Consider the following 18,112-nt stretch of genomic DNA (forward strand, 5'->3'; position numbering starts at 1 on the left):
GATCCGCGGCGGACTTCGCCGTGCGTGCTCAGTACGTGCTCCGCAGCGCCCGTTCGAGGATCGCCGCGCCCTCCTCGGCCTCGGCGACGGTCAGCGACAGCGGCGGGGCGATGCGCAGCGCGCTGGTGTCGTGTCCGCCGCCCTTGCCGATGAGCAGTCCGCCCTCGCGGGCCGCCTCCAGGACGGCGGCGGCCGCCCGCGGGTCGGCCTCGCCCGTGTCCGGTCTCGCCAGTTCGACGCCGATCATCAGGCCCCGCCCGCGCACCTCCCGCACCCCGGGCAGCTGGGCGGCGACCGAGCGCAGCCGCTCGATCAGCAGACCGCCGACCCGGCGGGCGTTGCCCTGCAGGTCGTGCTCGAGCAGGTAGGTGAGGTTGGCGAGTCCGGCGGCCATGGTGATCTGGGTGCCGCCGAAGGTGGAGATGCTGTTGGCGTCCAGGCAGTTCATGATCTCGGCGCGGGCGATGACGCCGCCGATGGCCATGCCGTTGCCGATGCCCTTGGCGAAGGTGACGATGTCCGGCGGGCCGCTTCGGGCGTGCGCCTGCCAGCCCCAGAAGTGGTCGCCGGTGCGGCCCCAGCCGGTCTGCACCTCGTCGGAGATCCAGAGGATGCCGTGCTCGTCCAGGACCTCGCGGAAGGCGGCGTAGAGGCCGTCGGGCGGGGAGGTGAACCCGCCGACGCCCTGGATGGGTTCGGCGATCAGCGCGGCGGGCGGGCGGGTGTGGCCGAGGACGTCCCTCAGGTCGTCGACGCACGCGTCGACGAACGCCCGGTCGTCCAGCTCGGCGAACGGCCCCCGGGTGCGCACGCCGCCGTGGACGTACAGGGTCTGCAGCGGGGACAGGGAGGTCGGCGACCAGCTGCGGTTGCCGGTGATGCCCACGGTACTGAAGGAGCGTCCGTGGTAGCTGTTGCGCATGGCCAGGATCGTGTTGCTGCGCCGGTAGGCGGTGGCGAGCAGCAGGGCGGTGTCGTTGGCCTCGGTGCCGGAGGTGGTGAAGAAGACCCGGGCGTCCGGGATGCCGCTCACCTGGGCGATGCGCTCGGCGAGTTCGACCATCGGCCGGTTGAGGTAGAGGGTCGAGGAGTGCAGGATGCGCCCCGCCTGCTCGCTGACCGCCTTGGTCACCTCGGGCAGGGCGTGGGCGGTCATCGTGGTCAGGATCCCGCCGAAGAAGTCCAGGTACCGGTTGCCGGCGGAGTCCCAGACGTGCCGGCCCTCGCCGTGGGTGATCTCGATCGGGTCGTCGTAGTAGAGGGCGAGCCAGTCGGGCATGACCTGGCGGTGGCGGGAGTACAGGTCGTTCACGGCTGCACCAGTCCTTCGTAGGCGTCGGGGCGGCGGTCTCGGTAGAAGGCCCACTGCTGCCGCACTTCCTCGATGAGGTCGAAGTCGAGGTCGCGGACGAGGAGTTCCTCGGTCTTGTCGTCGGCGACCTCGCCGACGAACCGCCCGCGCGGGTCGACGAAGTACGAGGTCCCGTAGAAGTCGTTGTCGCCGTACTCCTCCTGGCCCACGCGGTTGATGGCGGCGACGAAGTACTCGTTGGCGACGGCCGCGGCGGGCTGTTCCAACTGCCACAGGTAGGCGGACAGGCCACGGTGGGTGGCGGAGGGGTTGTATACCAACTGCGCGCCGTTGAGGCCGAGTTGTCGCCAGCCCTCCGGGAAGTGCCGGTCGTAGCAGATGTAGACGCCGACCTTGCCGACGGCGGTGTCGAAGACGGGCCAGCCCAGGTTGCCGGGTTTGAAGTAGTACTTCTCCCAGAAGCCCTTGACCTGCGGGATGTGGTGCTTGCGGTACTTGCCGAGGTAGGTGCCGTCGGCGTCGATCACGGCGGCGGTGTTGTAGTAGAAGCCGGGCTGCTCGACCTCGAACACCGGCACGACGAGGACCATGCCGGTCTCCCGGGCGAGCTCGCGCATCCGGCGGACGGTCGGCCCGTCGGGCACGGGCTCGGCCCAGCGGTAGTGCTCCGGCTCCTGGACCTGGCAGAAGTAGGGCGCGTTGAAGACCTCCTGGAACCCGATGATCTTCGCGCCCTGGCGGGCCGCCTCGCGGGCGTGCTCCTCGTGTTTCGCGACCATGGACTCGGTGTCGCCGGTCCAGGTGGCCTGGACCAGAGCGGCGCGGACGACGTTGGCCATGAGCTGCTCCTTCGACACGACGTCAGAGCCTCTACGCCCGTAGAGCAGGCCGTAGAGGGACGAAAGTAAGCCTCCCGGCGGCCCTTGCCAAGACCATTGTCGTCAACCCGCGGAGTCGATCACGTTTCACACTCCTGTGGGTGAGCGGCCGGCGGCTTCGGCTCACGTAACGTGGCATATCCGGACGAGCGCGCACAGCACCCTTCACGAGGGGTGCCCGGCCACGCGCGGCGCGTGGACCAGGTCCCACCGCGCGTCACGGGACCCCGCCCGCTCGGCGCGCCTCGGCGGCGGGCCGTTGCGTCAGGCCGTCACCAGCGCGCACCGCGCGACCAGGTCGTCCATGGACAGTCCGAGCACGCCGGCCAGCGCGGCCACGGTGAAGAACGCCGGCGTCGGCGCCCGCCCCGTCTCGATCTTGCGGAGCGTCTCCGCCGAGACCCCCGCCTCGGCGGCGACCTCGGTCATGCTCCGGCCACCGCGCGCCTCACGCAGCAGACGCCCGAGCCGCTCGCCGCGTTCACGCTCTTCGGGGGTGAGAGGGGTGCGCACCATGACCCCATTGTGCCCGCGACCCTCCCCCATTCAAATACCGCTCCCCCCTCCGACCCTCTCCCCGCCCATTCAAATACCGGTATAGTAATTGGCATGGTGGAGCTGAAGACGGAGACGTCCATCGATGCGATGCACGCGGCGGGGCAGGTCGTCGGGCGTGCCCTGACGGCCGTACGGGAGGCCGCCGGCGTCGGCGTCCGGCTGCTGGAGCTGGACGAGGTGGCCCGGGAGGTGCTGCGCGAGGCCGGTGCGTCCTCGCCGTTCCTCGGCTACCGCCCCTCCTTCGCGCCGACCCCCTTCCCCGCCGTGATCTGCGCCTCGGTCAACGACGCGATCGTGCACGGCATCCCCACCGGCTACCGGCTGCGCGACGGCGACCTCCTCTCCGTCGACTGCGGCGCCGAGCTCGACGGCTGGGTCGGCGACTCGGCGATCAGCTTCGTGGTGGGCCGCCCGCGCCCGGCGGACCTGCGGCTGATCGACACCGCCGAGCGGGCGCTGGCGGCCGGCATCGCGGCGGCCGTCGCCGGCAACCGCGTCGGCGACATCGCCCACGCCGTCGGCAGCGTCTGCCGCGCGGCCGGCTACGGCATCCCCTACGGCTTCGGCGGCCACGGCGTGGGCCGCCGCATGCACGAGGACCCCGACGTCCCCAACGAGGGCCGCCCCGGCCGCGGCCTCCCCCTGCGCCCCGGCATGGTCCTCGCCATCGAGCCCATGCTCATCGCGAGCGGCAGGGACAGCTACCACGCGGCCCCGGACGGGTGGACCCTGCGCACGTCCGACGGCTCCCGCGCGGCCCACGTCGAGCACACGGTGGCCGTCACGGAAGAAGGCCCACGCATCCTGACGGCGCGCCTCCCTGCGTGACGGGCTCCGCCCGTCGCGCGCGGCCAGCAACGGCCACGCCGTCCGACGGCACCTGTCCCGGCTCCACCGGGACGCGAATCCGTACCGAGCAAGGCTCCGCCGCTCGCGGGCGGCCAGCACACGCAGGCGATCAGCGAGGGGGGCCGCGCAATCCGACGGCACGCTTTCCCACGTGACGGTGGCTCCGCCGCTCGCGCGCGGCAAGCGCACCGTGGCGATGCGAAGGCAGGTCCGCACATCCCGACGGCACGCGTCCGGCAGTGACCCGCGGTAAACGGGCGCACCGCGGACCGCTCCCGGCGCGGGCGCGACCAGTCATGACGACGCCCCCGCAGCCCCGTGCTGCCGGGGCGCCCGCCCCCGTGGGCGAACATGCCACCCCCAACGGATCGTGCCATCGTGGGCATGAGCAGGGTCCCATCCGGTTACCCGGCGGAGCCAGTCGTCAGCGAAGGAACGCAACTGCCATGACCAACGGCTACCCTCCTGACCCGTTCGGCGAATTCCTCGCCCGCTTCTTCAGCGGTGCCGCCGGCGGAGCCGCCGCCCCCCGCCACATCGACATCGGCCGTCTGCTCAGCCAGCCGGCCCGGGAACTGGTCAGAGGAGCCGCCCTGTACGCGGTCGAGCACGGCAGCCGGGACCTGGACACGCAGCACCTGCTGCGCGCCGCCGTGGCCACGGAGCCGACGCGGAGCCTGCTGAGCCGGGCCGGCGCGGACCCCGACTCGCTCGCCAACGAGATCGACGAGCGGGCGGGGCCGGTGCAGCACCCGCCGGGCGAGGCGCCGCCCCCGACCTCGCTGTCGCTGACCCCGGCCGTGAAGCGGGCGCTGCTCGACGCGCACGACATGGCGCGAGCGAGCGGCGCCGGGTACATCGGCCCCGAACACGTGCTGAGCGCGCTGGCCTCGAACCCTGACTCGGCGGCCGGGCACATCCTGCACGCGGCCCGGTTCTCGGCGAGCAGGCTGCCGCCCGAGGCGCCGGAGAGCACGCAGACCCGCGCGGAGCGGCAGCGGCCCACCGGCACGCCCACGCTGGACAAGTACGGCCGCGACCTGACCGGCCTCGCCCGGCAGGGCCGGATCGACCCGGTGATCGGCCGGGACACCGAGATCGAGCAGACCATCGAGGTGCTGTCGCGGCGCGGCAAGAACAACCCGGTGCTGATCGGCGACGCGGGCGTCGGCAAGACGGCCATCGTGGAGGGCCTCGCCCAGCGCATTGCGGACGGTGACGTCCCGGACATCCTGGCCGGGCGCCGGGTCGTCGCGCTGGACCTGCCCGGGGTCGTGGCCGGCACCCGCTACCGCGGCGACTTCGAGGAGCGCCTGAACAACATCGTGGACGAGATCCGCGAGAACTCCGACCGGCTGATCGTGTTCATCGACGAGCTGCACACCGTCGTGGGCGCGGGCTCCGGCAGCGAGGGCGGCGCGATGGACGCGGGCAACATCCTCAAGCCCGCGCTCGCCCGGGGCGAGCTGCACATCGTGGGCGCGACCACACTGGAGGAGTTCCGCCGGATCGAGAAGGACGCGGCGCTGGCCCGCCGGTTCCAGCCGATCCTCGTGCCCGAACCGACCGTCGAGGACACCATCGGGATCCTGCGCGGGCTGCGCGACCGGTACGAGGCCCACCACCAGGTCCGCTACACCGACGAGGCGCTGGTCGCCGCGGTGGAGCTGTCCGACCGGTACCTCACCGACCGCCGGCTGCCGGACAAGGCGATCGACCTGATCGACCAGGCGGGCGCCCGGGTGCGGCTCGGCGCCCGCACGAAGGGCACCGACGTGCGCGCGATGGAGCGGGAGGTCGACCAGCTCACCCGGGACAAGGACCAGGCGGTCGCCGGCGAGGACTACGAGCAGGCCAAGCAGCTGCGCGACCGGATCGGCGAGCTGAAGCAGCGGATCGCCGAGGCCAGCGGCGGCGGCAGGGCCGACGAGGGACAGGACCTGGAGGTGACGGCCGAGGCCATCGCCGAGGTGGTGTCCCGGCAGACCGGCATCCCGGTCAGCCGGCTGACGCAGGAGGAGAAGGAACGGCTGCTCGGTCTGGAGGAGCACCTCCACCAGCGGGTGGTCGGCCAGGAGGAGGCCGTCTCCGTGGTGGCCGAGGCCGTGCTGCGCTCCCGTGCGGGACTGGCGAGCCCCCGCCGGCCGATCGGCAGCTTCCTCTTCCTCGGCCCGACCGGCGTCGGCAAGACGGAGCTGGCCCGGGCGCTGGCCGAGGCGCTGTTCGGCAGCGAGGACCGCATGGTCCGGCTGGACATGAGCGAGTACCAGGAGCGGCACACGGTCTCCCGGCTGGTCGGCGCCCCGCCCGGGTACGTCGGCCACGAGGAGGCGGGCCAGCTCACCGAGGTGGTGCGCCGGCACCCGTACTCGCTGCTGCTCCTGGACGAGGTGGAGAAGGCCCACCCGGACGTCTTCAACATCCTGCTCCAGGTGCTGGACGACGGCCGCCTCACCGACTCCCAGGGCCGGACCGTGGACTTCACCAACACGGTGATCGTGATGACCAGCAACCTGGGCTCTGAGGCGATCACCCGGCGCGGTGCCGGGATCGGGTTCGGGCCGTCGGGTGCGGAGGCCGACGAGGAGGCGCGGCGCGAGCAGATCCTGCGACCGCTGCGCGAGCACTTCCGGCCGGAGTTCCTCAACCGCATCGACGAGATCGTGGTCTTCCGGCAGCTGACGACCGAACAACTGCGGCAGATCACCGACCTGTTGCTGGAGAGCACCCGGCGGCTGCTGGAAGGTCAGGGCGTCACGGTCAGGTTCACCGACGCGGCCATCGACTGGCTCGTGGAGCGCGGCTACCAGCCGGAGTACGGCGCCCGGCCGCTGCGCCGCACCATCCAGCGCGAGGTGGACAACCAGCTGTCCCGGCTGCTGCTGAACGGCACGGTCTCCCAGGGCAGCCAGGTCCTGGTGGACGTCAGGGACGGGCGGCTGGACTTCCGTACGGAGGAGGTCCCGCCGCCGCCCGCCCCGATGTCGTGAGACCGGCGGTGCCGTGAGCCCTACGGCGCCGGGTCCACCACCATCGCCGAGCCGCCGCCGCGTCGTACCTTCTCGGCGGCGGCGAGCCACTTCCCGCCGGGCAGGCGCTGCACGCCGGTCGCCGCGCCGATCTCGGGGTTCAGCGTGAAGGAGTGGCCGATCGCCTCCAGCTTCTTCTTCAGGTCGCTGTTGTACAGGGCCGGTTCGAGTTCGGTATGCGACGCGTTGCGCTGGCTGGCGCGCGGCGCGGCGATCGCCTCGACCAGCGGCAGATGCCGGTCGAGGAACTCGGTCAGGGTCTGCAGCACGGTGGTGATGATGGTGGCGCCGCCGGGCGAACCGAGCGCCACGACGGGCCGGTTGTGCCGGTCCAGGACGATCGTCGGGGAGATCGAGGAGCGCGGCCGCTTGCCCGGGCCGGGCAGGTTCGGGTCGTGCACGGCCGGGTTGGCCGGGGCGAAGGAGAAGTCGGTCAGCTCGTTGTTGAGCAGGAAGCCCCGGCCGGGCACGGTGATGCCGCTGCCGCCGGTCTGCTCGATGGTGAGCGTGTACGAGACGACGTTGCCCCACTTGTCGGCCACGGTCAGGTGGGTGGTGTTCTGTCCCTCGTACGTCGTCGGCGCCGCCTTGCCGGAGCTGCCGCAGGCCGCCGGGTGGCGGGGGTCGCCGGGCGCGAGCGGGCTGGTGAGGACCGCGTCGTCCTTGATCAGGCAGGCACGCGAGTCGGCGTACCGCTGCGAGAGCAGCTGCCCGGTGGGCACGTTCTCGAAGGCGGGGTCGCCGACCCAGCGCCCGCGGTCGGCGAAGGCGATGCGGCTCGCCTCGATGAAGTGGTGCAGGTACTGCACCTCGCTCGCCTTGGACAGGTTCGTGTTCTCGAGGATGTTGAGGGCCTCGCCGACCGTGGTGCCGCCCGAGGAGGAGGGGGCGATGGAGTAGACGTTCAGGCCGCGGTACGACGTCCTGGTGGGCGCCTGGAGCTTGGCGCGGTAGACGGCGAGGTCCTTCTCGGCCAGCTTGCCGGGGCGGGCGTTCCAGCCGGAGGCGGGGTCCACGGGCGGGTGCTCGACCGTCTTGACGATGTCGTCGCCGATGTCGCCGCGGTAGATCGCGCCCATGCCCTTGCGGCCCAGCTCCTCGTAGGTGCGGGCCAGTTCCGGGTTTCTGAACGTGGAGCCGACGACGGGCAGCTGCCCGTGCGGCAGGAACAGCCTGGCCGTGTCGGGGAAGTAGCGGAACCGGGTCTCGTTGGACGCCGTCTGCGAGCGGAAGGTGTCGTCGACGGTGAAGCCGTCGCGGGCGATCCGCTCGGCCGGCTTCAGGACCGCGCCGAGGTTCCGGGTGCCCCACTCGTCCAGCGCGGTCTGCCAGGTGGCCGGGGTGCCCGGGGTGCCGACGCTCAGGCCGCTGCTGACGGCGTCGGCGAAGGACAGCGGCTTGCCGTTCTCCACGAACAGGTCGGAGTCGGCGCTGAGCGGCGCCGTCTCGCGGCCGTCGATGGTGTGCACGGTGCGCGTCTTCGCGTCGTAGTACACGAAGTAGCCGCCTCCGCCGACGCCGGCCGAGTAGGGCTCGGTCACGCCGAGCGCCGCGGCGGTGGCGACGGCCGCGTCGACCGCGTTGCCGCCGTGCTTGAGCACCTCGATGCCGGCGGCGGTGGCGTCGGCGTCCACGCTGGAGACGGCGCCGCCGTAGCCCACGGCCACGGGAACCTTGGCCGGCCTCCCGTTCGTCGTAGCGGCGGGTGGCGCCGCCGCCCCCACCGACACCACGGCGGCCGAGACCGCCAGAACCGCCAGTTTCCGCGTGCCAGGACGACCCATCCGAACCTCCCGTCGGGACAGTCCGCGCAGCGTAACGAGATTGCCGTATCACCGACAGTACGCCTGGGTCGCCCGCCGCACGAACGTCACAGATCGAACACCGGTACGTACCCGAGGCCCGGGCCCGCTAGCATGCGCGGCCATGAACGACGACGTCCGCAACATCGTCCTGGGGCTGGTGGCCACCGGCATCTCCGCCTCGCTGGGCTGGCTCGCCCGAAGCTATCTGTGGCGCCGCAAACTCCGCCGCAAGCAGGCCTTCTTCGGGCTGCCGCAGAACGCGGAGTCGCTGCTCGTCGTCAACCGCGACCCGGCCGCCTCCGAGCCGGCTGTGCACCGCTTCGACGTGTTCGCGCTGCTCGAACTGTCGGCGCTCATCAAGGACTGCGGCGCCCACGCGCAGGTGGTCACCCAGGACGCGGTGCAGCAGGGCTTCGGCGAGCGCACCGAGTTCTGCGTGGGCGGTCCCGCCTCGAACCGGCGCATGGCGGCCCACATGGCGGCGATGCTGCCGGGTCTGCGGATCAACACCGACCCGGAACCGGGGCCGGAGCGGGGCGCGTTCCGCATCGGCGACGAGCACTACCCGATGGACCGCGGCGTCGCCGAGTACGTGCTGCTCGCGCGGGTCACCGCCGGCGGCCAGGCCCGCCCGGTGTTCCTGTTCTGCGGCCAGAGCGCCATCACGAACCAGGCGGCCACCCGTTATCTCGCCCGCCACCACGAGCGGTTGGCCCGCAAGTACGGCACGGGCTCCTTCGTGCTGCTGCTGAAGGTGCTCAACTCCCAGGCGTACGGCCCGGACGTGGTGGAGTTGGTTGCCGACGTGACGCGGGCGGCACGCCGGCCGCTGCCCGAGACGGCCTCCGCCGAGGCCGCCGCTTAGCCCTTCAACAGTCTTTACCCGTACGAAACTTACCGACGGGTTACTTACGGTAAGGCCTCGAGGTTACCGTCGGGTCACTTTGTACTGGAACCAGTGAAGGAGTGACCCATGGGACGAGGTCGCAACGCGCTGCGCGCATCGGCCGCCGGCGCGGTGTCCGCGGCGCTCATCGCGGGCACCGTCGTCGGTCTGGCCCCCGCGGCACAGGCCGCCCCGGGCGTCCGGTTCGTCGACATCACCGGCGACGGCGGCACCGTGCTGAAGGCGAACGTCGTCACGCCGGCCGGCGCCGACGGCTCGCACCGCTATCCGCTCCTGGTGCTGCCCACGAGCTGGAGCTTCCCCCAGGTCGAGTACCTCGCCCAGGCGCAGAGGCTCGCCGACGCCGGCTATGTGGTGCTCACCTACAACGTGCGCGGCTTCTGGCAGTCGGGCGGCCGAATAGAAGTGGCCGGTCCGCCGGATGTAGCGGACGCCTCCAAGGTCATCGACTGGGCCCTGGCCCACACCCCCGCCGACCCGCGGCACATCGGCATGGCCGGCGTCTCCTACGGCGCCGGGATCAGCCTGCTCGCCGCCGCCCACGACAAGCGCATCAGAGCCGTGGCCGCGCTCAGCGGCTGGGCGGACCTGATCGCCTCCATCTACTCGGGCCGCACCCAGCACGTGCAGGCTGCGGCCGTCCTGGACGGCACGGCCACCCTCACCGGCCGCGAGAGCCCGGAACTGCGCGAGATCTTCGACAATGTGTACTCCTCGGACCTGTCCAAGGAACAGCAGATGATCGACTGGGGGCGGAAGCGTTCCGCCGCGACCTATGTCGACGAGCTGAACAGCAACGGCCCGGCCGTCATGCTCGCCAACGCCTGGGGCGACACGGTCTTCCCGGTGAACCAGTACGCGGACTTCTACGAGAAGCTCACCGTGCCCAAGCGGCTGGAGCTGCGCCCCGGCGACCACGCGACCCCGGAGATCACCGGCCTGTTCGGACTGCCCAACGACGTGTGGACGGACACCGAGCGCTGGCTCGACCACTACCTCAAGGGTGCCGACAACGGCATCGACCGCGAGCAGCCGGTCCAGCTGACGTCCCGTACAGCGGGGGGATACGAGGGCTACCCGGACTGGAAGTCGATCGCCGCCACCCGGAGGAAGATCGCGCTCGCGGGCTCGACGACCATCCACGCGAACGTCGACTCGGGCGCGGACGGCGGAATCGTCTTCCTCTCCAGCATCCTCGACCAGGTCGCCCAACTGCCGCCGATGGCCTGGGTTCCGCTGCTGCCGCGCCGCTGGGCGGCCGTGTGGCAGTCGGAGAGGTACGCGAGCGCCCAGCGGGTGCGCGGCACCGCCACGCTGCACACCAGGCTCACCCCGACCGCGGAGAGCGGCACCTTCGTCGCCTACCTGTACGACGTGGGCCCGTTCGGCGTGGGCAAGCTGGTCACCAACGCGCCCTACACCTGGCACGGGCGGACACCCGGCGAACCGTTCGACGTCGGCCTGGACCTGTTCTCCACGGCCTACGACGTGCCCGCCGGGCACCGCCTCGCGCTGGTGGTCGACACCGTCGACCCGCTGTACAGCGAGCACAACCCGCCCGGCGCGCAGCTGACCTTCTCCTCGCCGGCAAACGACCCGTCGTACGTGTCCGTCCCCGTGCGCGAGCAGTGATCTCCGGCTGCCGCCGGACGAGCCTGGCCCGTGTCAACTGCCACCCCCCTCAAGGTCCCGGGGCCGTGGGCGGCTCCCCACCCGGCAGCAGCGCCCCCGGCCGGGCCGCGGCGAAAGCCACGGCCCCGGTCCTGGGACTGCGCTGCTCACGGCAGGACACCCGGCCGGCGCTCCACGAGAGCAGCATGCACATCCCGATGCGGATCGGCGAGATCACCATCACCACAGGGATGAACGGCAAATCGTAGTCGAGGTTGGAGGCGATGAGCTTCCCCGCGTGGAAGAACTCCTCGTACATGAGGCGCAAGCCCGGCGATGTCCTCCAGGGCGACCGCCAACGGGCCGATGACGGCGGGCGACACGGCGCGCGGCGGCGACGACCCGGCGCGAGGTCAGATTTCCGCGATCTCCCCGTACAGCTGGGACAGTTCGGGGGCACCGCTCGCCGCCCACTCCTGCCCGGCGCCCACGACCTCCACCTCGCGGCCGGAGGCGAGGCGTACGACGGGTTCGCCGTCGGCGCGGATCCTCCAGGCGGCGCCGGGCACGGTGCGCACCACGACCGTGCCCAGGTACAGCCCCGCGTCGTTGCCCAGCCAGGGCAGCAGCTCGGCGTCGTCGCGCCAGCGCGGCACGATCTGGTCCAGGGCCTCCAGGGAGGCCGGGCTGTCGTCGAGGCGGACGCCCGCCCGGTCCGCCTGCGCCCGCAGCAGCTCACACTCGGACAGCAGCGCGGCGACTCCCTCGGGGTCGGCGGGAACCGCCGCGGCACCGTTCTTCTTGTGCCGGTGGCCCAGGAACGGAAGGTTCATGGACCCAGCGTGTCATCACACGTCGAGGTCGACCACCACGGGCGCGTGATCGGACGCACCCTTGCCCTTGCGCTCCTCCCGGTCGACGTAGGCGTCCTTGACGGCCCGGGCGAACGGCTCGTTGCCGTACACCAGGTCGATGCGCATGCCGCGGTTCTTGGGGAAGCAGAGCTGGCGGTAGTCCCAGTACGTGTACGGCCGGTCGTACTTCAGCGGGCGCGGCACCACGTCGCCCAGGCCCGCCTCGCGCAGCGAGGCGAGGGCGGCACGCTCGGCGGGGGTGACATGGGTGGAGCCCTCGAAGGCCGCCGGGTCGTAGACGTCGTCGTCCGTTGGGGCCACGTTGTAGTCGCCCAGCACGGCGAACGGGCGGCTGCCCTGCGCGTCGCCGTACACGGCCGCCTTCAGGGCCTCGAACCACTGGAGCTTGTAGGCGTAGTGCGGGTGGCCGACCTCGCGGCCGTTGGGCACGTACACCGACCAGACGCGCACCGGGCCGCAGGTCGCCGAGACGGCGCGGGGCTCCGTCACGCCCTCGTAGCCCGGGTCGGCGGGCAGGCCCTTGACGACGTCCTCGAGGCCGACGCGGGAGAGCACCGCCACGCCGTTCCACCGGCCGGTCGCGTGGACCGCCGCCTCGTAGCCGAGCTCCCGGAGCTGCTCGAACGGGAACTGCTCCTCGGCGATCTTGGCCTCCTGGAGGCAGAGCACGTCGGTGCCGCTGCTCTCCAGCCAGGCCAGCAGCCGCGGGAGGCGGGCGGTGATCGAGTTCACGTTCCAGGTAGCGATGCGCATGCCTCACAACCTACCCGCAGGGTCCGACAGCGGGCCTCAGACCTTCGCGGAGGCCCCCGGCGCCAGGCGCTGGTGGTCCGTGCCGCCCAGGGCGCTGATCTGGCGGTCGTAGATCGGGCGGGCCAGGTCGGTGAGCAGGGCGTCGTGCACGTCGTAGGCGCGCTGCGGCCGCACCTCGCGGACGTAGTCGATGACCTCGGAGATCTTGTTCCAGGGGGCCATCACCGGCAGCAGCAGCGTCTCCACCGGGTGGCTGGGCACGGTGAGGGCGTCGCCGGGGTGGAAGACCCTGCCGCCGTCGATCAGATAGCCGACGTTCGTGATCCGCGGGATGTCCGGATGGATCACGGCGTGCAGTTCGCCGTGGACCTGCACGTCGAAGCCCGCGGCGGTGAAGGTGTCGCCGTGGCCGACGGTGTGCACCCGGCCCGGAAAGGCCGCCTCGATCCGCTCGGCGACCGACTTCAGCGTCCAGATCCGGGCCGCCGGGTTGATCTCCATGGCGGCCCGGAGCCGGAACTCGTCGAAGTGGTCCGGGTGCTCGTGCGTGATCAGGATGGCGTCCGCGCCGAGCGCGGCGTCCTCCTCGCTGAACGCTCCCGGGTCGATGACGAGCGTCTGCCCGTCCTTGTCGAGCCGGACGCAGGCGTGGGACTTCTTCGTGAGCTTCATGTCTCACCATCCTGCCGGACCCGGCGGTACGCCGCGTGCGGCGGCGTCGCGGGGCTCACTCGGCGGGCGTGGTCTCCTCGCGGATGACCCGCTGGGCCACCCGGAACGCGCCGTTCGCCGCCGGCACCCCGCAGTAGACGGCCGCCTGCAGCAGCACTTCCTTGATCTCGTCCGGGGTGAGGCCGTTGCGCAGCGCGGCCCGGGTGTGGAGGGCCAGCTCCTCCAGGTGGCCGCCCGCGACCAGCGCGGTGAGCGCGATGCAGCTGCGGGTACGGCGGTCCAGGCCCGGCCGGTCCCAGATCTCGCCCCAAGAGTAGCGGGTGAGGAACTCCTGGAAGTCGCCGGAGAAGTCGTCGGCCCCGGCCAGCGCCCCGTCGACGTGGGCGTCGCCGAGCACCTCCCGGCGGATCTTGAGCCCGGTGTCGTAGCGGTCGGGCCCGGCGGCAGACGGTGCCGGTACGGCGGCCGGGGCGATCTCGGCGACCGGACCGGCCTGCGCGGCCACCGCCGGCGCCGGGACGGCCACGACGCCCGGCAGGGCCGTCTGACCGGTGTCGTAGGGCTGCTGCCAGGCGGTGGAGAAGTGGTGGACCAGCAGGTCGGTCACGGCGGCGGGCTGCTCGACCGGGACCAGGTGCGAGGCGCCGGGGACGACCGCGAGCCGGGCGTCCGGGATGCCCGCCACCAGGGTGCGGGCCTCGGCCGGCCCGGTGATCCGGTCGTCGGAGCCGACCAGCACGAGCGTCGGCACGCCCACGCGGCCCAGCTCGGGGCGCACGTCGAACACGGCGAGCGCCTCGCAGGCCGCGATGTAGCAGCCCGGGTCGGTGGTGCGGACCATCTGCACCGCCCATTCGGTGATGGCGGGCTGGGCGGCGGCGAACCCGCCGGTGAACCAGCGGTCGGGCGCGTTCCGCGCGATCGGGTCGAGCCCGTTCGTGCGCACGATCACCCCGCGCTGGCGGAACTCGTCGGCCGTGCCGAACCGGGGCGAGGCCGCGACCACCGCGAGCGAGGCGAGCCGCCCGGGGTGGCGCAGGGCCAGCTCGATGCCGATCGCGCCGCCCAGCGCGCAGCCCGCGTACCCGAACCGCTGCACGCCCAGCGCGTCCAGCGTGGCCAGCAGCCGGGCCGCCAGCTCGGCCACCGAACCGGCCGGGTGGGCGGGCGCCCCGCCGTGTCCGGGCAGATCGAAGCGGAAGACCCGCCACTGCCTGGTCAGCTCCGGGACCTGGCGGTCCCACATGTGCCATGTGGTACCCAGTGAGGGACCCAGGATCAGGACCGGAGCGTCTTCTGGCCCGTCGAAGCGGTATTGCAGGGTGTTCGGGGGTGTCTCACTCACGCCCCAGACCCTCTCACGTCTCACGGACGCCCCTATAACACGGGGGTGCGGGAAACCGGTCTGACCAGGTTGAATACTTCCCGGGCGGCATATCGCTTGAGGCATCGGATGATCTCGCGTCGGGTCTTGCCCTCCTGGGTGCGGCGTTCGTAGTACGCCTGGGTGCGCGGGTCGTGGCGCAGGCGGGTGAAGACGATGCGGTGCAGGGCCGCGTTGGCCTGCCGGTCGCCGCCGTAGTTGAGCCGGCGCGTGCTCCGCCGGCCGGAGGAGTACTCGATGGGGCTGACTCCGCAAAGGGCAGCAAAGGACGCCTCGGTGTTCAGCCGCTCGGGGTTGTCACCCATGGCGATCAGCAAGGTGACTGCGCTGTCCGGGCCGATGCCTACTGGTACGAGTAGCTGTGGGGCGTGGTGTTCGACGAGCCGGGTCAGACGTTGGTTCAGCTCATTGATCTGCCCGGTGAGCTGTTCGAGCCCTTGGACGCCTGGCGATGTACCCAGCGCAGGCACGATCTGGTGCAGAGGGAGAGCTGGAAACGAGAAGTCACGCTACTGTGCCAATCCTGGGCCTGAAGAAGCACTCGATAGGCGGGCACGCCTCCGGTCAAATGCCCAGCACCGCACGGGCGGTCAGGAAGTAGATCACGAGGCCCGTGGCGTCCACGAGAGTCGTCACCATCGGGGCCGAGACGACCGCAGGGTCGATGTGAAGGCGCTTGGCCAGCAGCGGCATGGTGCCGCCCACCGTCGCTGCCCACCCGCAGATGATCACCAACGCGACCCCGACCACGACGGCGATGTGTGCGCCGACGAACAGGGTGCCCAGCACCATCCCGAGCGAAGCCAGCATGGTTCCCAGCACCACACCCACCCGGCACTCGCGCCAGACAACCGCCGGCAGGTCGGAGATGCGCACCTCGCCCACAGCGAGCGCCCGGACAGCAGCGGTGGCCGCCTGCGCTCCCGTGTTGCCGCCAGTGCCGATCAGAAGCGGGATGAACGTGGCCAGTTGGGTGACCTTCTCAAGGGTGCTCTCGAAGGCTTCCGTCACGGTCACCGTGAGGGTCGCCGCCAGCAGCAGGAGCAGCAGCCACACGACCCGGTACCGGGCCAGCTGCCACACCGTAGCGGCCATGTAGTGCCCCAGCCATGGTGCCGTCCCGGACTGCCGCGCGACGTCCTCCGTGTCCGCCTCCTCGATGACCTCGACCGCGTCATCGATGGTGAGCAGACCCACGAGCCGCTCCTCGCTGTCCACGACAGGCAGGGCGAGCGCGTTGGTCTCGCGCATCAGACGCGAGGCGTCCTCGGCCGGATCGGCGGCCTGGGCCCTGGGAGCGCCGGTGACGACGTGGTCGACTACATCGTCATCCGGGGAACTGAGTACCAGTTCCCGCAAGGTGACCACACCGGTGAGGCGGCGCCCGGAGTCCACGACCGGGAGCGTGTAGACGGTTTCCGCGTCCGCGCCCCTGAGTCGCACTCGGTCAAGTCCCTGCCGGACGGTCATGGCCAGGTCGAGTGACACGACCTCGGGCGTCATGTAGCGGCCCACCGATCCCTCCGGGTAACCGAGGAGCGCAGCCGTCACCTGACGCTCGCGTGCGCTGAGGCCGGCCAGGACCCTACGGACCACCTTGGCGGGCGCTTCACGCAGCATGCGCACCCGGTCATCAGGGTCCAGATCCTCCACAAGCTCACGGAACGCCGAGTCCCGCAACCCCATCAGAATGGCCTGCTGATCCACGGGGTCCAGTTCCTCGAAGACCTCGATGGCCTGGTCCTTGTCCAACAACCGGAATGCGACAACCGCGTCCCCGGCGTCCATCCGTGCCAGATCGTCGGCGATCACGTGCGGTCGGCGCCGACCCAGCAGGTGCTGAACATCTCGCAGATCGTGGCGCTCCAGTGCGTCCTGGAGCTCGGTCGGCATCTCGTCGGGCAGCTGGGTGTACGTCATGGCAAGATCACCTCGGCGGGATTGGGACTTTCTCCGGCTCGGAAGCGCCTACCGGAACCGTCACCGCCCGGACGGCATGCGGGCTTGAGCCGTCACAACGCGCCCGGGTACGGAATGGCGGTACGCGCGGGCTGACTCGGAGGTTCGCTCTGCACGGCGAAACCACCTCCCTCCGCCATACGGAAGTCCTGGGTAGGCCGATAGGCCGATCGTGCTCACGGCATCCGGCACACGCTAGCCGCGCGGCCGGTCTCAGGGGTTTCTTCCATCCCGGGCAAGTCGTCTGAAGGATGCGTGCACCTGACCAAAGTGTTGTGGCAGCGTGTGAGCCTGGCCTTGCCGGGCGCTGCCGCCCCTGCGGGAAGCGCAGGTCCGGCGGGGCGGCAGCCGGTTGTCAGGCGTGCTGGACGAGCGCGAAGGCTGCACCCACCGGATCTTTCAGTACGGCGGCACGTCCGACGCCGACTGCCTCGTAGGGTGCGGATACGAGGGTGCCGCCCAACTCGATCGCCTTGGCCACACCACCCTCGATGTCCTCCACACCGAAGTGCAGGGTCCATGCGGCCGCCTCCTCGGGCACGCCGGTGACGCCGCCGAAGGGGGCGACTCCGCCGACGAAGGTCAAGTCCGCAGTAGCGCCCCCGGCCGGGGATCCGGAGGCGGTCCAGCCGAAGACCTGGGCGTAGAACACCTTGGCACCTTCGGCGTGCGGACTGCTCAGCCCGAACCAGGACGGCGTTCCGGGCTCGCGCACCAGCCCGGAACCAGGGTGCTTGTCGGGCTCCCAGGCGCCGAAGACCGCGCCGTCGGGGGCCGCGTAGACGGCGGCGCTACCGGCGACCGACACCTTCGTCGGCGGGCTGACGACGCGACCTCCGGCCTCTTCGACCGCCTTGGTCGTCCCGTTGAGGTTGTCCGACATGAAGTAGACGCTCCAGCCGGCCGAGTGCTCCTGGCCCTCCCTGAGCTTCACCGCACCCACGATCTTCTCTCCGTCCAGCGTGAAGTTGACGTATCCGCTGGGCAGTTCAAGGGCCTGCCAGCCGAAGAGGGAGCTGTAGAAAGTGCGGGCGGAGGCGACGTCGGGGGTGTCGAGGTCCGCCCAGCAGGGCGCGCCAGCAGGGTGGCGGGTGATCTTCATGGCTTCTCCTCGGTCGCAATGATCTCTGTTCACTCAGCATTGCCGTGCCACGGAACGGAGCTCCAGCCGCATCGGATAACTAGTGGATTTCTGCCATTCGTTGAGTCATGGGCGATGTATTCGTCCATCGCCCGGCCTGCAAGCACGGCCAGGATCTTGTCGGCGACTTCGTCGGGGGTGCGGCCGTCCGTCGCGACGACGGCGGCGGCGGCGACCTCCCCGTACAGGTGCCGCCGGGCCTCCATCAGCTCGCGCCACTGCTTGCGCGGGTTGACCGCAAGCAGCGGCCGGGCCACGTTGAGGCCGGTCCGCCGGACCGCCTCCTCCACGTCCATCGAGAGGTAGACCACCCGGTGCCCAACGAGCAGGCCACGGGTGTCCGCGTCGAGGATCGCCCCGCCGCCGAGCGCGAGGACGG

The 18,112-nt window shown here is 71.4% G+C and carries 16 protein-coding genes and 1 pseudogene; 4 read left to right on the forward strand and 13 right to left on the reverse strand.

Features of this window, described 5'->3' with window-relative positions:
* Positions 1 to 28: 28 nt before the first annotated feature.
* The 3 genes from ACLU3S_RS27645 to ACLU3S_RS27655 all read right to left on the reverse strand — a co-directional run bounded on the left by ACLU3S_RS27645 (position 29) and on the right by ACLU3S_RS27655 (position 2,706).
* On the reverse strand, positions 29 to 1,279 hold the full coding sequence (locus ACLU3S_RS27645; protein WP_413954689.1) for an aspartate aminotransferase family protein: 1,251 nt from the start codon (positions 1,277 to 1,279) through the stop codon (positions 29 to 31).
* Between the two features lie 29 nt (positions 1,280 to 1,308).
* Positions 1,309 to 2,151: a nitrilase-related carbon-nitrogen hydrolase gene (locus ACLU3S_RS27650; protein ID WP_413954674.1), complete on the reverse strand. Its 843-nt coding sequence runs from the start codon at positions 2,149 to 2,151 to the stop codon at positions 1,309 to 1,311.
* Between the two features lie 303 nt (positions 2,152 to 2,454).
* Positions 2,455 to 2,706, reverse strand: a complete 252-nt coding sequence (locus tag ACLU3S_RS27655) for a helix-turn-helix domain-containing protein (protein WP_413954675.1) — start codon at positions 2,704 to 2,706, stop codon at positions 2,455 to 2,457.
* 93 nt (positions 2,707 to 2,799) lie between these two features.
* On the opposite strand from ACLU3S_RS27655, the gene map reads away from it, so the two are divergent.
* On the forward strand, positions 2,800 to 3,576 hold the full coding sequence (gene map / locus ACLU3S_RS27660) for a type I methionyl aminopeptidase (RefSeq protein ID WP_413954676.1): 777 nt from the start codon (positions 2,800 to 2,802) through the stop codon (positions 3,574 to 3,576).
* Between the two features lie 467 nt (positions 3,577 to 4,043).
* Positions 4,044 to 6,587: an ATP-dependent Clp protease ATP-binding subunit gene (locus tag ACLU3S_RS27665; protein WP_413954677.1), complete on the forward strand. Its 2,544-nt coding sequence runs from the start codon at positions 4,044 to 4,046 to the stop codon at positions 6,585 to 6,587.
* A gap of 20 nt (positions 6,588 to 6,607) precedes the next feature.
* On the opposite strand, the gene ggt is transcribed toward ACLU3S_RS27665, so the two are convergent.
* On the reverse strand, positions 6,608 to 8,410 hold the full coding sequence (ggt, locus tag ACLU3S_RS27670; RefSeq protein ID WP_413954678.1) for a gamma-glutamyltransferase: 1,803 nt from the start codon (positions 8,408 to 8,410) through the stop codon (positions 6,608 to 6,610).
* 142 nt (positions 8,411 to 8,552) lie between these two features.
* On the opposite strand from ggt, the gene ACLU3S_RS27675 reads away from it, so the two are divergent.
* Together ACLU3S_RS27675 and ACLU3S_RS27680 are read left to right on the forward strand one after the other, a co-directional pair.
* Positions 8,553 to 9,296, forward strand: coding sequence for a hypothetical protein (locus ACLU3S_RS27675; RefSeq protein ID WP_413954679.1), 744 nt, complete (start codon positions 8,553 to 8,555; stop codon positions 9,294 to 9,296).
* Between the two features lie 108 nt (positions 9,297 to 9,404).
* Positions 9,405 to 10,970: an alpha/beta fold hydrolase gene (locus ACLU3S_RS27680; RefSeq protein ID WP_413954680.1), complete on the forward strand. Its 1,566-nt coding sequence runs from the start codon at positions 9,405 to 9,407 to the stop codon at positions 10,968 to 10,970.
* A gap of 49 nt (positions 10,971 to 11,019) precedes the next feature.
* Here the strand turns inward: ACLU3S_RS27680 and ACLU3S_RS27685 are convergent.
* From ACLU3S_RS27685 to ACLU3S_RS27725, 9 genes and pseudogenes are all read right to left on the reverse strand, one after another.
* Positions 11,020 to 11,338 (reverse strand): annotated as a pseudogene (locus tag ACLU3S_RS27685) (amino acid ABC transporter permease); the annotation flags it as partial.
* Positions 11,339 to 11,362: 24 nt separating this feature from the next.
* Positions 11,363 to 11,782, reverse strand: a complete 420-nt coding sequence (locus tag ACLU3S_RS27690; protein ID WP_413954681.1) for a DUF6278 family protein — start codon at positions 11,780 to 11,782, stop codon at positions 11,363 to 11,365.
* Positions 11,783 to 11,797: 15 nt separating this feature from the next.
* Positions 11,798 to 12,577, reverse strand: a complete 780-nt coding sequence (locus ACLU3S_RS27695; RefSeq protein WP_413954682.1) for an exodeoxyribonuclease III — start codon at positions 12,575 to 12,577, stop codon at positions 11,798 to 11,800.
* Between the two features lie 36 nt (positions 12,578 to 12,613).
* Complete coding sequence (locus tag ACLU3S_RS27700; protein WP_413954683.1) at positions 12,614 to 13,249, reverse strand: MBL fold metallo-hydrolase; 636 nt, start codon at positions 13,247 to 13,249, stop codon at positions 12,614 to 12,616.
* A 55-nt stretch (positions 13,250 to 13,304) separates the two neighbouring features.
* Positions 13,305 to 14,594, reverse strand: coding sequence for an alpha/beta fold hydrolase (locus ACLU3S_RS27705; RefSeq protein ID WP_413954684.1), 1,290 nt, complete (start codon positions 14,592 to 14,594; stop codon positions 13,305 to 13,307).
* A 32-nt stretch (positions 14,595 to 14,626) separates the two neighbouring features.
* Positions 14,627 to 15,103, reverse strand: coding sequence for a transposase (locus ACLU3S_RS27710; RefSeq protein ID WP_413954685.1), 477 nt, complete (start codon positions 15,101 to 15,103; stop codon positions 14,627 to 14,629).
* A 94-nt stretch (positions 15,104 to 15,197) separates the two neighbouring features.
* Positions 15,198 to 16,553 carry a magnesium transporter gene (gene mgtE, locus ACLU3S_RS27715; protein ID WP_413954686.1) on the reverse strand — a complete coding sequence of 452 codons (1,356 nt, stop codon included), beginning with the start codon at positions 16,551 to 16,553 and terminating at the stop codon, positions 15,198 to 15,200.
* 394 nt (positions 16,554 to 16,947) lie between these two features.
* Entirely contained in the window at positions 16,948 to 17,694 is a 747-nt protein-coding gene (locus ACLU3S_RS27720) for a VOC family protein (protein WP_413954687.1), read from the reverse strand.
* A gap of 29 nt (positions 17,695 to 17,723) precedes the next feature.
* A partial coding sequence (locus ACLU3S_RS27725; protein ID WP_413954688.1) for a shikimate kinase occupies positions 17,724 to 18,112 on the reverse strand: 389 nt, incomplete at its 5' end.

The sequence above is a fragment of the Streptomyces sp. AF1A genome (assembly GCF_047340315.1).
Taxonomy (GTDB): domain Bacteria; phylum Actinomycetota; class Actinomycetes; order Streptomycetales; family Streptomycetaceae; genus Streptomyces.

Bases quoted from the DNA above. Each gene is read 5' to 3' on its own strand.
- ACLU3S_RS27645 (WP_413954689.1), bottom strand. From the start codon at position 1,279: ATGCCCGACTGGCTCGCCCTCTACTACGACGACCCGATCGAGATCACC.
- ACLU3S_RS27650 (WP_413954674.1), bottom strand. From the start codon at position 2,151: ATGGCCAACGTCGTCCGCGCCGCTCTGGTCCAGGCCACCTGGACCGGC.
- ACLU3S_RS27655 (WP_413954675.1), bottom strand. From the start codon at position 2,706: ATGGTGCGCACCCCTCTCACCCCCGAAGAGCGTGAACGCGGCGAGCGG.
- map (WP_413954676.1), top strand. From the start codon at position 2,800: ATGGTGGAGCTGAAGACGGAGACGTCCATCGATGCGATGCACGCGGCG.
- ACLU3S_RS27665 (WP_413954677.1), top strand. From the start codon at position 4,044: ATGACCAACGGCTACCCTCCTGACCCGTTCGGCGAATTCCTCGCCCGC.
- ggt (WP_413954678.1), bottom strand. From the start codon at position 8,410: ATGGGTCGTCCTGGCACGCGGAAACTGGCGGTTCTGGCGGTCTCGGCC.
- ACLU3S_RS27675 (WP_413954679.1), top strand. From the start codon at position 8,553: ATGAACGACGACGTCCGCAACATCGTCCTGGGGCTGGTGGCCACCGGC.
- ACLU3S_RS27680 (WP_413954680.1), top strand. From the start codon at position 9,405: ATGGGACGAGGTCGCAACGCGCTGCGCGCATCGGCCGCCGGCGCGGTG.
- ACLU3S_RS27690 (WP_413954681.1), bottom strand. From the start codon at position 11,782: ATGAACCTTCCGTTCCTGGGCCACCGGCACAAGAAGAACGGTGCCGCG.
- ACLU3S_RS27695 (WP_413954682.1), bottom strand. From the start codon at position 12,577: ATGCGCATCGCTACCTGGAACGTGAACTCGATCACCGCCCGCCTCCCG.
- ACLU3S_RS27700 (WP_413954683.1), bottom strand. From the start codon at position 13,249: ATGAAGCTCACGAAGAAGTCCCACGCCTGCGTCCGGCTCGACAAGGAC.
- mgtE (WP_413954686.1), bottom strand. From the start codon at position 16,553: ATGACGTACACCCAGCTGCCCGACGAGATGCCGACCGAGCTCCAGGAC.
- ACLU3S_RS27720 (WP_413954687.1), bottom strand. From the start codon at position 17,694: ATGAAGATCACCCGCCACCCTGCTGGCGCGCCCTGCTGGGCGGACCTC.